This window comes from Mariniflexile sp. AS56 (assembly GCF_030552475.1).
GTDB lineage: Bacteria > Bacteroidota > Bacteroidia > Flavobacteriales > Flavobacteriaceae > Mariniflexile.
The window spans coordinates 82,707-96,424 of record NZ_JAUPED010000009.1 but is presented as its reverse complement, the minus strand read 5'-3'; the positions used below and the strand labels follow the sequence as shown (position 1 = coordinate 96,424).

Below are 13,718 nucleotides of genomic sequence, written 5' to 3'. Positions count from 1 at the left end.
TAAATATCAAAGAAATTATGTCAGTTTTAGTATATACAGAATCAGATCAAGGAAAATTTAAGAAAGTTGCTTTTGAAGTCGCTTCTTATGCCAAAGCCGTTGCCGACCAATTGGGAACTACGGTAACAGCCATAACCATAAACGCTACGAACATTTCTGAACTAGGAAATTACGGTGTCGATAAAGTTTTAAATGTATCGAACCCACAATTAGACGTTTTTAATGCAAAAGGGTATGCCGAAGCCATTCAACAAGCAGCCGAAAAAGAAGCAGCAAAAGTTATTATTGTAAGTTCAAGCGCTAACAGCAAATATTTAGCTCCCCTTTTAGCTGTAGGTTTAAATGCAGGCTACGCTTCAAACGTTATTGAAGCACCGTCAAGCACAGAGCCTTTTACAGTGAAAAGAACAGCATTTACAAATAAAGCGTTTGAAATGACTGCCATTAATACCGATACGAAAATTGTTGGTGTATCTAATAACTCATTTGGGTTAGTTGAAAAAAGTGGTAGCGCTTCCGCGGAAGATTTTTCGCCTAGTATTTCAGATTTGGCTGTAAAAGTAGAATCGGTGGATAAAGCTTCAAACCAAGTAAGTATTGCAGATGCCGAAATAGTTGTTTCTGGCGGACGAGGTTTAAAAGGTCCTGAAAACTGGGGAATGATTGAAGAATTAGCCTCTGTTTTAGGCGCAGCAACAGCCTGCTCTAAACCCGTTTCCGATTTAGGTTGGAGACCTCACAGTGAACACGTTGGGCAAACAGGAAAACCTGTAGCTTCCAATCTATATATTGCCATAGGTATATCTGGCGCCATTCAACATTTAGCAGGTATAAACGCATCAAAAGTGAAAGTGGTAATCAACACAGATCCTGAAGCTCCTTTCTTTAAAGCAGCCGATTATGGTGTTGTTGGAGATGCTTTTACGGTTGTACCTCAGCTAATTGAAAAATTAAAAGCATTTAAGGCGCAACAATAAATTAATTTTTTATAAATTGTATTGTTTAAAGAACTGCTTAAATTAGTATTATATTTTTAAATCTGCCTTAGCAGTTGGTAAAGTCCTAATTTAAACGGTTCTTTGCGTTTTTGTAAATTTATGAGTTTAGTAAGATTAAATATAAAAGGAATATCCTATAGCCAAACCCAAAACGGCGCTTACGCATTGATATTAAACGAAGTAGATGGCGATAGAAAATTACCTATTGTTATTGGTGCTTTTGAAGCCCAATCTATAGCTATTGCCTTAGAAAAAGAAATTCGCCCACCAAGACCTTTAACGCATGATTTGTTCAAAAATTTTGCCGATCGATTCGATATTGTTGTCAAACAAGTTATTATACACAAATTGGTTGATGGTGTTTTTTACTCTAGTCTTATTTGTGAACGCGATAAAATTGAAGAAATTATAGATGCTAGAACCAGTGATGCTATTGCATTGGCACTTCGCTTTGACGCACCTATTTTTACATATAAAAACATTCTAGACAAGGCAGGTATTTACTTAAAAGTAAATCCTAAAAAGGAGGATGAAGATGATGATCAAGACAGCATTTTAATGGACGATTTAATCGCCAATGAACTTGAGCCCAATACACCTCGTGAAAATTTCAAAGGAAAAACACTTCAAGAACTAAACACCTTATTAGAAGAGGCCGTTGCTAATGAAGATTATGAAAAGGCTGCACATATTCGTGACGAAATTTCAAAAAGAGACTAACACACCAAACGATTTCGACTTCTTATGAAAAAGATATTTTTGTCTATTGCCCTTATTTTATTAGTTTTTTCATCACCATTAAACGCACAAGACAAAGATACTACCATTCTTCAAGATACTCTTCTAATAAAAGAGACAGAAACACCCGTTTTAGAAAACAATACGACTGACACTTTAAACGTTAGCTCACAAGAAAATCCAGAAAAAAACGTAGCAGAAAATGTTACCCCCATAACACCTAGCCAAGGTTTCTCGGTAACGAGCCTATGGCGTGGCGCATTAGGTATGGCTTCTCTAATTTTTATTGCCTTTTTATTTAGCAGTAACCGAAGAGCCATTAATTGGAAAATAGTAGGCGTTGGTTTAACTTTTCAACTTTTAATAGCCATTGGTGTTTTAAAAGTTGATTTCATTAAATCTATATTCGAGTTTGTAGGCGGACTTTTTGTAAGCGTATTGGATTTTACAAGAGCTGGAAGTAAATTCTTATTTGAAGGACTCGTGGTAGACATGGATACTTTTGGCTTTATTTTCGCTTTTCAAGTATTACCCACCATTATATTTTTCTCAGCTTTAACCTCCGTTTTATTTTATTTAGGTGTTATTCAAAAAGTGGTAAAAGCCATGGCCTGGTTACTATCAAAAACATTAAAAATATCTGGAGCAGAAAGTTTAAGTGTTGCAGGAAACATTTTTTTAGGACAAACGGAAGCTCCGCTTCTTATAAAGGCCTATTTAGAAAAAATGAATAAGTCTGAAATGCTCTTAGTTATGATTGGTGGTATGGCCACTGTTGCAGGAGCCGTTTTAGCTGCTTACATTGGCTTTTTAGGAGGCGACGATCCTGTTTTAAGACTCTATTATGCTAAGCACTTACTAGCAGCATCAGTGATGGCTGCACCCGGCGCTATTGTTATTTCTAAAATTCTATATCCACAAACAGAGGATGTTAATACCGATGTAAACGTATCTCAAGAAAAGATAGGTTCAAATTTTCTAGACGCTATTGCAAACGGAACCACTGAAGGCTTAAAATTAGCCGTAAACGTTGGCGCTATGCTTTTAGTTTTTGTGGCATTCATAGCTATGTTCAATGGTATTTTAGGTTGGGTTGGTGATGTATCTACCATAAACCAATGGGTCATTAACAACACAGGCTACCAAAACCTATCCATCGAACTTATTTTAGGTTATGCCTTTGCGCCCCTCATGTGGCTAATTGGTGTGGCTAAAGAGGACATGGCTTTAATGGGCCAATTACTTGGTATTAAAATTGCTGCCAGTGAGTTTATTGGTTATATTCAATTAAGAGAGTTAAAAGACGTTGCCAATGCAACGCACCTTACCTACGAAAAATCTATTGTCATGGCCACTTACATGCTATGCGGTTTTGCGAATTTCGCTTCTATAGGTATTCAAATTGGCGGTATTGGATCACTAGCACCTGGACAACGTAAAACATTATCTCAATTTGGGGTTAAAGCTCTTATTGGCGGTAGTATCGCATCATTAGTTTCTGCTACTATTGCAGGAATGATTATTGGATAGAAATTCCTTCTAAAACAAGAACCTTCACAAGTGTAGTTAATAACTTTATAATAATATATTCTCATGAGGGGCGTCTAATTTTGATGCTTTTTATACTTTTATTTCCGAAGAAAAGATCAATAAATGAAGCAATATCACGACTTAGTAAAACACGTTTTAGAGAACGGTAACGAAAAAGGAGACCGTACAGGAACAGGCACAAAAAGTGTGTTTGGATACCAAATGCGTTTCGATTTAAGTGAAGGGTTCCCTATGGTAACCACCAAAAAACTACACTTAAAATCTATAGTTCATGAACTCCTTTGGTTTTTAAAAGGCGATACAAATATTAAATACCTTACCGAAAACGGTGTTCGCATTTGGAATGAATGGGCTGACGAAAATGGTGATTTAGGTCCGGTTTACGGCCACCAATGGCGTAACTGGAACAGTGATGAAGTTGACCAGATTAAAGAGGTTATTGAAACCTTGAAAACCAATCCAAATAGCAGACGTATGTTGGTTTCTGCTTGGAATCCATCCGTTTTACCAGACACATCGAAAAGTTTTAGTGAAAATGTAGCGAATGGTAAAGCAGCATTGCCTCCATGCCATGCCTTTTTTCAGTTTTATGTTGCCGATGGAAAACTATCATGTCAACTATACCAACGTAGTGCAGACATCTTTTTAGGTGTTCCTTTCAACATAGGCTCTTATGCATTATTCACCATGATGATGGCACAAGTTTGTGGCTATGAAGCTGGTGAATTTATTCACACTTTTGGTGACGCTCATATTTACAGTAATCATTTTGAGCAGCTGGAATTGCAACTATCTAGAGACATTAGACCTTTACCTAAAATGACTTTAAACCCAGACGTTAAAGATATTTTTGACTTTACTTTTGATGATTTCACCTTAACAGATTACGATCCACACCCACATATTAAGGGTGCGGTTGCTATATAAAAAAAGCGCTTTCAAATAAATGAAAGCGCTTTTTGTTTAGTTTAGGATTTAACTAAACGTTTACTACACCGTTATCCGCTGAAGCAAAATCGTTCCAAACATAAGAATCTGCAGCATCGTCATTTACAAATGCACCATCAATTATGTATTTAAATTCATAAGATTTGTCTTGATCTAAATCTACAGTACCTTTAAAAGTTCCGTTTTTCAATTTTTTAAGAGGTGCTGCTTTGGCATTCCATTCGTTAAAACACCCTACAACAGATACTTTTTTAGCATCTTCTGCTAGTATAGAGAAGGTTACTTTACAAACTGGTTTGCTTTTTAAATATTGTTTTGTAATAGCCATAATTTACTTTTTTGTGTTGTTTAATGCCACAAATTTATAAAACAATTCTTCAGCCATTATCATTTAATGCATTAAACAACAAAGAATTATCAATTTAATAATATCAATTAACAAATATTTAAAGTTCATAATATTTCTAGCACATTCTTTGTGTTATTATCAATGCTAAAATCTAACTTTTTGTTCATTTTCAGACATTTTAAGCCGAATTACTTTACATGAAATGATCAAACTAAGATTCTAAATATATCTTTATGAATCGCTAAAAAGCATTAACTTTACCCATATTTTTAAGTATTATGTTCGGTAAAAAGAAAGACATCCCACAAATAGACAAAGATCAATTAGAGCTTATTCAAAATGCTCAAAATCGAATTAAACAAAAAAAGCGTTTATACATTCATTTTGTTGTGTTTTTAATAGGTGCTGTATTTTTAATAATGGCAAATACCGTTTTAGGTATTGGTGAAAATTTTAAAATATTTGAACTGAATTGGTTCGTTTATGCCATTTTCATCTGGTTATTCTTATTTATTTACCACCTTTTTAATGTGTTTATCACCCATAAGTTTATGGGTAAGGCTTGGGAACAAGAACAACTTAATAAACTAGTTGCTAAACAAAAAGACGGCATAGAGAAATTAAAGCAAACACTTCCAAAGGAAGCGGTACCTGCTCCTAAAATTGAAACAACAAAAACGTCCAACCAAGCACTTACTATCATAGTGGCAGCAGCCGAAAACGATGCCATAGGGAAACATAATAAGTTAATTTGGCATATAAGCGACGATTTAAAACGCTTTAAAAGTCTTACCAGCGGTCACCATATTATCATGGGACGCAAAACATTTGAAAGTTTCCCTAAACCGTTACCAAACAGAAGGCACGTGGTAATTACTAGAAATTCTAATTATCAGGTTCCTGAAGGTGTTGTGGTTGTGAGTTCGTTAGAAGCTGCCATTAAAGCCTGTGCAAGCGACCCACAGCCTTATATTATTGGAGGCGGTGAAATTTACAAACAAGCTATTTTGGTTGCCGATAAACTTGAACTAACACGTGTGCATGAATCGTTTCCTGCCGACACGTTTTTCCCAAAAGTTGATACAACTGTTTGGAAAGTTACCAATTCAGTGATTCACAAAAAGGATGATAAAAATGAGTTCGATTTTACGTTTTTAACGTACGAAAGAAAATAATTCTGTTTAGCTCCTATCTTAAATTTCGTTAATTTTAACGCATGATAAAAGAACTTCAGCTTCGTATTTCACTTAAAGAAGAAGAACGCAGTGATATTTTGATCCAAAAAGTATCCCGTATCCTTGATATTGACAAAGAAGATATCACCGGTATTAAAGTGCTTCGGAAATCTATTGACGCTCGAAAGCCTAAAATTATATTAAACTATAAAGTCGCTGTTTATATTCGTGAAGTACTGCCAAAAACATCCGAATATCAATTTGAATATAAAGATGTTTCCAAAGCAAAACCCATCCATATTATTGGTTTTGGACCTGCTGGTATGTACGCAGCCTTACGCTGTATTGAACTTGGGTTTAAGCCCATTGTTTTAGAACGTGGTAAAAATGTAAAAGATAGACGTCGTGATTTAAAAGCGATTAATCAAGACCATTTTGTTGATGAAGATTCTAATTACTGTTTTGGTGAAGGTGGTGCTGGAACTTATAGTGACGGTAAACTTTACACCCGAAGTTTAAAACGTGGTGATGTACGTCGCATTTTTGAAAACCTAGTTTTTCATGGCGCAACCGACCAAATTTTGGTTGATGCCCATCCGCATATTGGAACCAATAAACTGCCCAAAGTGGTTCAAAACATTCGTGAAACTATTTTAAATTTTGGTGGCGAAGTGCATTTTGAAACACGCGTGACCGATTTCGTTATAAAAAACAATAAAATCCAGGCTATTCAATTAAACCATAGTAGCGAAATGCCTGCTAATCGTGTTATTTTAGCAACAGGCCATTCCGCACGTGATATCTTTTATTTACTTCATAAAAAAGAGATTGCTTTAGAAGCCAAATCGTTTGCTATGGGCGTTCGTGTAGAACACCCTCAGCATATTATCGATTCCATTCAATACCATTGTAGCGACCAACGCCATGAGTTATTACCTGCAGCATCTTACAGTTTGGTACAACAAGTAAATGAGCGTGGTGTATATTCATTTTGTATGTGTCCAGGTGGCTTTATAGTACCTGCAGCCACAGCCAATGGTGAAGTGGTAGTAAATGGCATGTCGCCTTCAAAACGCAACAACTTGTTTGCAAATTCAGGTATTGTGGTAGAAATTGACGTTAACCGAGATTTACCTAAATATGAACACTTTGGCGCATTGAAAGGTTTAGAATATCAAAAGAACTTAGAACGTATGGCGTTTACCGCTGGTGGTAGAAGTCAAGTAGCACCTGCACAACGCTTAACAGATTTTGTTGAAGGGCGTTTGTCTACAGATTTAAACCCTACCTCCTACCAACCTGGATTAAATTCAGCTCCATTGCATTCCCTTTTACCTAAATTAATAGGGAGTAGATTACGTAAAGGGTTTGAATCATTCGGACAAAAAATGAAAGGTTATTATACAGCCGAAGCTAATATTATAGGTGTTGAATCTAGAACTTCATCGCCGGTTAGCATCCCTAGAAATAACGATTTAGAACACCCACAAATTGAAGGTTTATTTCCTTGTGGTGAAGGTGGTGGTTATGCAGGAGGTATTGTATCGGCAGCTATGGATGGCGAACGTTGTGCTGAAGCTGCGATAAAAGGTTTATAGTCTTTCAGATTTTTAAATCTTGGTAGAAATGGACTTGATTTTAGCAGCGAAATAAATATAATTTATAGTAATGCCGCTGCGACGGGTTTTGCATTAGGGATAGAAGTGAAAATCCTTTTTGTGAGGCACGAACAAAAAGATTGTAACGGATAGCCCGACCCTTGTGGTAACGCCCAAATGTTTAGTCGTTTTTTGATATGCTAAACTCTGTTAGCTTTAATCTCCCATCTAAAAAAAATATTCTTATTTTTGCTGCACTTAAAAATTAACCAACTATGAACGCATATATATTTCCCGGTCAGGGCGCACAATTTACAGGAATGGGTTTAAACCTTTACGAAAACTCACCTTTGGCTCAAGAATTATTTGAGAAAGCAAACGCTATTTTAGGTTTCAACATTACAGACATTATGTTTGAAGGAACACCTGAAGCTTTAAAAGAAACCAAAGTAACACAACCTGCCATATTTTTACACTCAGTAATTTTAGCTAAAACTTTAGGTGCTAGCTTTAAACCTGATATGGTTGCTGGCCACTCATTAGGTGAATTTTCAGCCTTAGTTGCTAATGGTGCTTTAACTTTTGAAGACGGTTTAAAATTAGTATCACAACGTGCTTTAGCGATGCAAAAAGCCTGCGAATTACAACCAAGTACTATGGCTGCTGTTTTAGGTTTAGATGATGCTATTGTTGAAAAAGTATGTATTGAAACGGAAGGTGTTGTAGTTGCTGCTAATTACAATTGCCCAGGACAATTAGTTATTTCTGGTGATGTGGATGCCATTAACAGAGCCTGTGAAGCTATGAAAGCCGCTGGTGCTAAACGAGCATTAGTTTTACCTGTTGGTGGAGCTTTTCACTCTCCTTTAATGGAGCCTGCACGTGAAGAACTTGCAGCTGCCATTGAAAACACAACATTTAGCAAACCTAACTGCCCAATTTACCAGAATGTAACAGCCAGTGCGATTATTGATGAAGCTGCTATAAAAGCAAACTTGATATCACAATTAACGGCTCCTGTGCGTTGGACACAATCTGTACAACAAATGATTACAGATGGCGCTACTTTATTTACTGAAGTAGGTCCTGGAAATGTTTTACAAGGTTTAGTGAAAAAAATAAATAGAGAAGCTCAAACCGCTTCAGCAAGTTTATAATGAAGTTTACAAAACGTACTATTTACATATTTTTAGTAATTGTTGTTACAATTGCTATCGATCAAATTTCAAAAGTACTGGTAAGAACAAGTATTCAACCACGTACTGAATTTCAACCTGGTGAACGCATCTCCGTTATTAGAGATCTGTTCATTATGATGAATGTTGAAAATACAGGCGCCTTTTTAGGCATGGGCAGCGATTTAAACCCAACCCTTAGAATTATCTTATTACTTATTTTACCCATTCTAGTTTTAGGGTTTGTTTTACGTCATATTTTAAAAGATACATCTTTAGATAAATGGTCGCTTTTTGCGTTTTCTAGCATTATTGGTGGTGGTATCGCGAATGTTTACGACCGCATTGTTTATGGATCGGTAACCGATTTTTTCTTCATCGATTTAGGTGGAGTTTTTAGAACGGGCATCTTTAATATGGCAGACTTATCGGTAACAACGGGTATGATTATTTTGGTGTTTGTTAGTTTTGGGCAGAAAAAAACAAGTGACAAGTAAACAACAGATTACTCGTAATTTCTTCATTAAGACAAACAAAAATATGCCTTATAAATTTTTTGTATTCCTTGTTCTTGCCTCTTTTTCTCCAAAATTATTTTCTCAAATAGATATTACTATTTCGGGTACGGTAAAAGAATTGGAAACACAAGTAGCAATCCCCTATGCCAATGTTATTTTAAAGTCGGAAAACAACCAGACCTTTGTAACGGGCACAGCAACCAATGAAGAAGGCCGTTTTACAATTGAAAACGTATCTTCTGGCAACTACATATTAGAAGTCTCTACTATCGGTTTCAATACCGAAACGCAAGCTCTTTTTGTTGGGAAACTTTCCAAATTTCTCGATGTAAAAACCATTTTGCTTACAGAAAACATAACGTCTCTTAATGAGGTTTTAGTAACCACGGAACAAGACGAGGTGAGCTCCAAAATGGATAAAAAAACCTATTCACTTAAAGATAACATCAGTCAAAGTGGAGGTTCGGTATTACAAGCCATGCAAAATTTACCAAGTGTTACGATACAAGAAGGTAAAGTGCAATTACGCGGAAACGATAAAGTTACCGTACTTATTGACGGCAAACAAACCGCTTTAACTGGCTTTGGAAATCAAAACGGATTGGATAACATTCCAGCTTCGGCCATTGAAAAAATTGAGATAATAAACAACCCATCGTCTAAGTATGACGCTAACGGTAATGCAGGCATCATTAATATTATTTACAAAAAGAATAACATACAAGGTTTTAACGGCAAAGTAGGTTTTACAGGTGGCCTGGGGTCTTTATGGGAGCGTAAAGCCAATTTACCCGACATTAGACCACAATATACCATGACACCGAAAATAAACCCGTCACTCGCTCTTAATTACCGAAAGAATAAAGTGAATGTGTTTTTTCAAGGGGATTATTTATATACAGAAACACTTAACAAAAATGAATTTGTAAATCGTGTTTATGATGACGGTACGATTATCAACAGGCAAACCAAGAGAAACAGAGATACCAAGTTTATTACTTTAAAATCTGGATTAGATTGGAATATTGATGACAGAAACACCTTAACCGTTTCTGGATTATATGGTGGCGAGATTATAATTGACAATGGTGACGAACCTTTTGTTGATGAAAATAATGAACGCCTTTACCTTTGGCGCTTTTTAGAAGACGAGGTTAAAACCACTATTATGGCAACGGCCAATTATCAACATAAATTTAAAGAAGCAGGACGTTTATTAACCGTTGGTTTCAACTACACGTTTCACAGAGAAGATGAAAAGTATTTTTTCGAGAATATACAGCCCACTTTTACAGGTTTAGATTCTTTTAAATTGCTTTCAGATGAACAGGTTTACGATTTTAATATCGACTATGTTAGACCTTTAAAATACGGAAAGTTCGAAACAGGAATCAAGTTAAGAAAACGAAACATTCCAATAAACATGGAATTCTTTCAAGGCCAAAACTCACCTATAGATGCGGGTGCCGGTGGATGGGCCGAATACAAAGAAATTATTCCTGCCTTATATGGAAATTATAGTTTTGAAAATGAAACTTACGAAGCTGAAATTGGTTTACGCATGGAGTATGTCGATTTAAATTACCTTGTAAATCCAGACCACAACACCTATTCGAGTGATGGCTATAATTATACCGAGCCATTTCCTAATATGCGCTTTGCCTATAAATTGAATGAAAACAATAAAATTTCTGTGTTCTATAACCGTAGAGTGGATAGACCTAACGAAGTAGATATTCGTATTTTTCCTAAATATGACGATGCTGAGCTTATTAAAGTGGGTAACCCCGCTTTACGTCCGCAATTCACAAACCTAATAGAACTGGGTTATAAAACCAACTGGGAACAGGGTAGTTTGTATACCGCACTTTACCATCGCTTTTCAGAAGGTACGATTACCCGAATTTCTTCCACCGATGGGTCGAGCAATATTATCTATGCTATTTTTCAAAACGCAGGGAAAAGCTATAATTCAGGATTGGAAATGGTTTTTGAACAAGATATCACAGACTGGTATGCTGTTAATTTAAACGGAAATGTGTATCGCAATCAAATTGATGCCTTTACTGTTGAAAATCTATACCCATCACCCAATACATTTTCGGCCGATAAACAAGAAATAACCTCTGGAAACTTAAAGCTTAATAATACACTAAAGCTATCTAAAAAGGTAGACGCCCAATTAAGTGCGGTGTATTTAGCCAAAGACATCATTCCTCAAGGAAAAATTGAATCGCGTTTTTCAATAGATTTTGGTATTAAAAAATCGATCCAAAAAGGAAAAGGTGAATTGTTTTTAAATGCCACAGACCTTCTAAATACCATGACTGTAAAAACCGAAATTTTCGGACAAGGTTTTAAATATACCAGTAGTAATTATGCCGAATCGCAAGTAATACGCCTCGGCTATAGCTATAAATTTTAATAAACAAAAAAGGCTGCAAATTTAATTTCGCAGCCTTTTTTAATAGTTATAGTTTTTAAGTAAATTACTTATTTCCTCTTACTTTTTGTTCCCAATTCCATGCGGAACTCATAGCATCATCTAGAGACAATTTTGTTTTCCATCCCAATTCATCATTAGCCTTAGTAGTATCAGCATACGCTGAAATAATATCACCTTCTCTTCTACCTACAATCTTATAATTTAGTTTTTTACCAGACACTTTCTCAAAAGATTTCACGACTTCTAATACCGTGCTTCCGGTTCCTGTTCCTAAATTAAAGGTTTCGTAATTAGCTTTGTTTTTGTTATTCAACAAACGCCCGAGCGCTACGACATGTGCATTGGCTAAATCGACTACGTGAATATAATCGCGAATACACGTACCATCCGACGTTGGATAATCATCTCCAAAAACAGAAAGTTCTTCACGTAAACCAATCGCCGTTTGCGTAATAAAAGGTACTAAATTTTGAGGCACTCCAATTGGTAACTCACCAATATTAACAGACGCGTGTGCTCCTACTGGATTAAAATAACGCAATGCAATCGCTTTAAGGCTTGGTGTTACTTTACAGGTATCACTTATTATTTCTTCACCAATTTGCTTGGTATTTCCGTAAGGTGACTCAGCTTGTTTTACTGGTGCATTTTCAGTAATTGGCAATTCATCTGCTTGACCATAAACAGTACAAGACGAACTGAAAATGAAACTTGCTTCAGGCAGTTTTTTCAATTCTTTAAGAATATAAACCAAAGTACTTATATTGTTTTCATAATATAATAAAGGTTCTTTTACACTTTCTCCTACAGCCTTACTAGCTGCAAAGTGTATCACGCCTTTAATATCACTATGTTTTGCAAAAAAAGCTTCAACACCTACTTTGTCTTTTAAATCTAGTTTTTCAAAAAGTGGTTTTTTACCACTAATAGATAAAATTCCATCTAATACACTTATTGATGAGTTTGATAAATCGTCAATTATTACTACTTCGTAGCCTTCTTTTTGTAATTCTACAACGGTATGCGAGCCAATAAACCCTAAACCGCCAGTAACTAATATTTTATCCATTTATAAATTTTATAATTGTTGATGTAATAAATTCTATTTGTTCAGCATCCAATTCGGTGTGCATTGGTAAAGAGATCACATCTTTCACCAATTGATTGGTAACCGGAAAATCGGCTTCATTATATCTTGAATCTACATAGGCCTTTTGCTTATGAAGTGGTATTGGATAATACACACCACAAGGAATCGCCTTTTCATTTAAATGTTTTACCAAACCATCTCTATCAATACCTTTTACTTGTAATGTATACTGATGAAACACATGCGAATCGCCATCACCATTTCTATGCGGAATCGTGATACCTTCTATGTTTTTAAAAGCCTCATCATACTGAGTTGCTGCTGCTCTTCTTTTATTATTATAGGTATCTAAATGAGGAAGCTTTGTATCTAAAACCGCTGCTTGCACACTGTCTAATCGTGAATTCACACCAACCACATCATGGTGGTAACGTTCGTACATACCGTGATTCACAATACCTCGAATGGTATGCGCTAAAGCGTCATCATTAGTGAAAATAGCACCGCCATCACCGTAACAGCCTAAGTTTTTAGAGGGGAAAAATGACGTTGATGCCACATGACCCATGGTTCCTGCTTGTGCTTTTTTACCGTTTTTGAAGGTATAGGTTGCCCCAATAGCTTGTGCATTATCTTCAATTACGAATAAATTATGTGCTTCAGCAATTTCCATAATCGCTTCCATGTTGGCGCATTGTCCAAATAAATGCACTGGTACAATCGCTTTTGTTTTTGGGGTTATGGCCTTTTTAATGGCTTCAATACTAATATTAAAATCATCCGGATTCACATCAACCAAAACGGGTGTTAACTGCAATAAAGCAATTACCTCAACGGTTGCAGCAAATGTGAAATCGGCAGTAATAACCTCATCGCCTGGTTTTAACCCCAGTCCCATCATCGCAATTTGTAACGCATCGGTTCCATTAGCACACGGAATCACATGTTTTACTCCTAAATAGTGTTCTAAATTCTTTTGAAATTGGTGAACTTTTGGACCATTAATATAGGCCGTTGTTTCTAAAACCTCTAGAATTGACGTGTTTACAAGGTCTTTAATTTCGTCATATTGACCTTTAAGGTCAACCATTTGAATTTTCTTCATCTAAAAAATTTCAATTTCTATGGGTTG

The 13,718-nt window shown here is 35.9% G+C and carries 12 protein-coding genes; 9 read left to right on the top strand and 3 right to left on the bottom strand.

The annotated features are described in order from the left end of the window. Positions 1-17 precede the first annotated feature (17 nt). From Q5N74_RS12285 to Q5N74_RS12270, 4 genes are all read left to right on the top strand, one after another. A complete protein-coding gene (locus tag Q5N74_RS12285) occupies positions 18-977 on the top strand; it encodes an electron transfer flavoprotein subunit alpha/FixB family protein (RefSeq protein WP_304389134.1) in 960 nt (319 codons plus the stop codon). A gap of 120 nt (positions 978-1,097) precedes the next feature. Beyond that, on the top strand, positions 1,098-1,718 hold the full coding sequence (locus tag Q5N74_RS12280) for a bifunctional nuclease family protein (protein ID WP_304389133.1): 621 nt from the start codon (positions 1,098-1,100) through the stop codon (positions 1,716-1,718). 24 nt (positions 1,719-1,742) lie between these two features. Next, entirely contained in the window at positions 1,743-3,266 is a 1,524-nt protein-coding gene (locus Q5N74_RS12275) for a NupC/NupG family nucleoside CNT transporter (protein WP_304389132.1), read from the top strand. Positions 3,267-3,389: 123 nt separating this feature from the next. After that, positions 3,390-4,214: a thymidylate synthase gene (locus Q5N74_RS12270; protein ID WP_304389131.1), complete on the top strand. Its 825-nt coding sequence runs from the start codon at positions 3,390-3,392 to the stop codon at positions 4,212-4,214. A gap of 52 nt (positions 4,215-4,266) precedes the next feature. Here Q5N74_RS12270 and Q5N74_RS12265 read toward each other — a convergent pair whose 3' ends face one another. After that, on the bottom strand, positions 4,267-4,563 hold the full coding sequence (locus Q5N74_RS12265; RefSeq protein ID WP_304389130.1) for an isoamylase early set domain-containing protein: 297 nt from the start codon (positions 4,561-4,563) through the stop codon (positions 4,267-4,269). Between the two features lie 299 nt (positions 4,564-4,862). On the opposite strand from Q5N74_RS12265, the gene Q5N74_RS12260 reads away from it, so the two are divergent. The 5 genes from Q5N74_RS12260 to Q5N74_RS12240 all read left to right on the top strand — a co-directional run bounded on the left by Q5N74_RS12260 (position 4,863) and on the right by Q5N74_RS12240 (position 11,475). Beyond that, positions 4,863-5,759 (top strand): dihydrofolate reductase, encoded by an 897-nt coding sequence (locus Q5N74_RS12260; protein WP_304389129.1) that lies wholly within the window; start codon positions 4,863-4,865, stop codon positions 5,757-5,759. A 41-nt stretch (positions 5,760-5,800) separates the two neighbouring features. Further along, positions 5,801-7,357, top strand: coding sequence for an NAD(P)/FAD-dependent oxidoreductase (locus tag Q5N74_RS12255; RefSeq protein ID WP_304389128.1), 1,557 nt, complete (start codon positions 5,801-5,803; stop codon positions 7,355-7,357). A gap of 275 nt (positions 7,358-7,632) precedes the next feature. Then, a complete protein-coding gene (gene fabD, locus Q5N74_RS12250; RefSeq protein ID WP_304389127.1) occupies positions 7,633-8,514 on the top strand; it encodes an ACP S-malonyltransferase in 882 nt (293 codons plus the stop codon). Continuing rightward, positions 8,514-9,029, top strand: a complete 516-nt coding sequence (lspA, locus tag Q5N74_RS12245) for a signal peptidase II (protein ID WP_304389126.1) — start codon at positions 8,514-8,516, stop codon at positions 9,027-9,029. The genes fabD and lspA overlap by 1 nt, the downstream gene beginning before the upstream one ends. Before the next feature lie 43 nt (positions 9,030-9,072). Then, positions 9,073-11,475: an outer membrane beta-barrel protein gene (locus Q5N74_RS12240; RefSeq protein WP_304389125.1), complete on the top strand. Its 2,403-nt coding sequence runs from the start codon at positions 9,073-9,075 to the stop codon at positions 11,473-11,475. 64 nt (positions 11,476-11,539) lie between these two features. On the opposite strand, the gene galE is transcribed toward Q5N74_RS12240, so the two are convergent. After that, a complete protein-coding gene (galE, locus tag Q5N74_RS12235; protein ID WP_304389124.1) occupies positions 11,540-12,565 on the bottom strand; it encodes a UDP-glucose 4-epimerase GalE in 1,026 nt (341 codons plus the stop codon). Next, positions 12,558-13,691, bottom strand: coding sequence for a DegT/DnrJ/EryC1/StrS aminotransferase family protein (locus Q5N74_RS12230; protein WP_304389123.1), 1,134 nt, complete (start codon positions 13,689-13,691; stop codon positions 12,558-12,560). Before Q5N74_RS12230 ends, galE begins: the two co-directional genes overlap by 8 nt. Positions 13,692-13,718: the final 27 nt, after the last annotated feature.

Bases quoted from the DNA above. Each gene is read 5' to 3' on its own strand.
- Q5N74_RS12285 (WP_304389134.1), top strand. From the start codon at position 18: ATGTCAGTTTTAGTATATACAGAATCAGATCAAGGAAAATTTAAGAAA.
- Q5N74_RS12280 (WP_304389133.1), top strand. From the start codon at position 1,098: ATGAGTTTAGTAAGATTAAATATAAAAGGAATATCCTATAGCCAAACC.
- Q5N74_RS12275 (WP_304389132.1), top strand. From the start codon at position 1,743: ATGAAAAAGATATTTTTGTCTATTGCCCTTATTTTATTAGTTTTTTCA.
- Q5N74_RS12270 (WP_304389131.1), top strand. From the start codon at position 3,390: ATGAAGCAATATCACGACTTAGTAAAACACGTTTTAGAGAACGGTAAC.
- Q5N74_RS12265 (WP_304389130.1), bottom strand. From the start codon at position 4,563: ATGGCTATTACAAAACAATATTTAAAAAGCAAACCAGTTTGTAAAGTA.
- Q5N74_RS12260 (WP_304389129.1), top strand. From the start codon at position 4,863: ATGTTCGGTAAAAAGAAAGACATCCCACAAATAGACAAAGATCAATTA.
- Q5N74_RS12255 (WP_304389128.1), top strand. From the start codon at position 5,801: ATGATAAAAGAACTTCAGCTTCGTATTTCACTTAAAGAAGAAGAACGC.
- fabD (WP_304389127.1), top strand. From the start codon at position 7,633: ATGAACGCATATATATTTCCCGGTCAGGGCGCACAATTTACAGGAATG.
- lspA (WP_304389126.1), top strand. From the start codon at position 8,514: ATGAAGTTTACAAAACGTACTATTTACATATTTTTAGTAATTGTTGTT.
- Q5N74_RS12240 (WP_304389125.1), top strand. From the start codon at position 9,073: ATGCCTTATAAATTTTTTGTATTCCTTGTTCTTGCCTCTTTTTCTCCA.
- galE (WP_304389124.1), bottom strand. From the start codon at position 12,565: ATGGATAAAATATTAGTTACTGGCGGTTTAGGGTTTATTGGCTCGCAT.
- Q5N74_RS12230 (WP_304389123.1), bottom strand. From the start codon at position 13,691: ATGAAGAAAATTCAAATGGTTGACCTTAAAGGTCAATATGACGAAATT.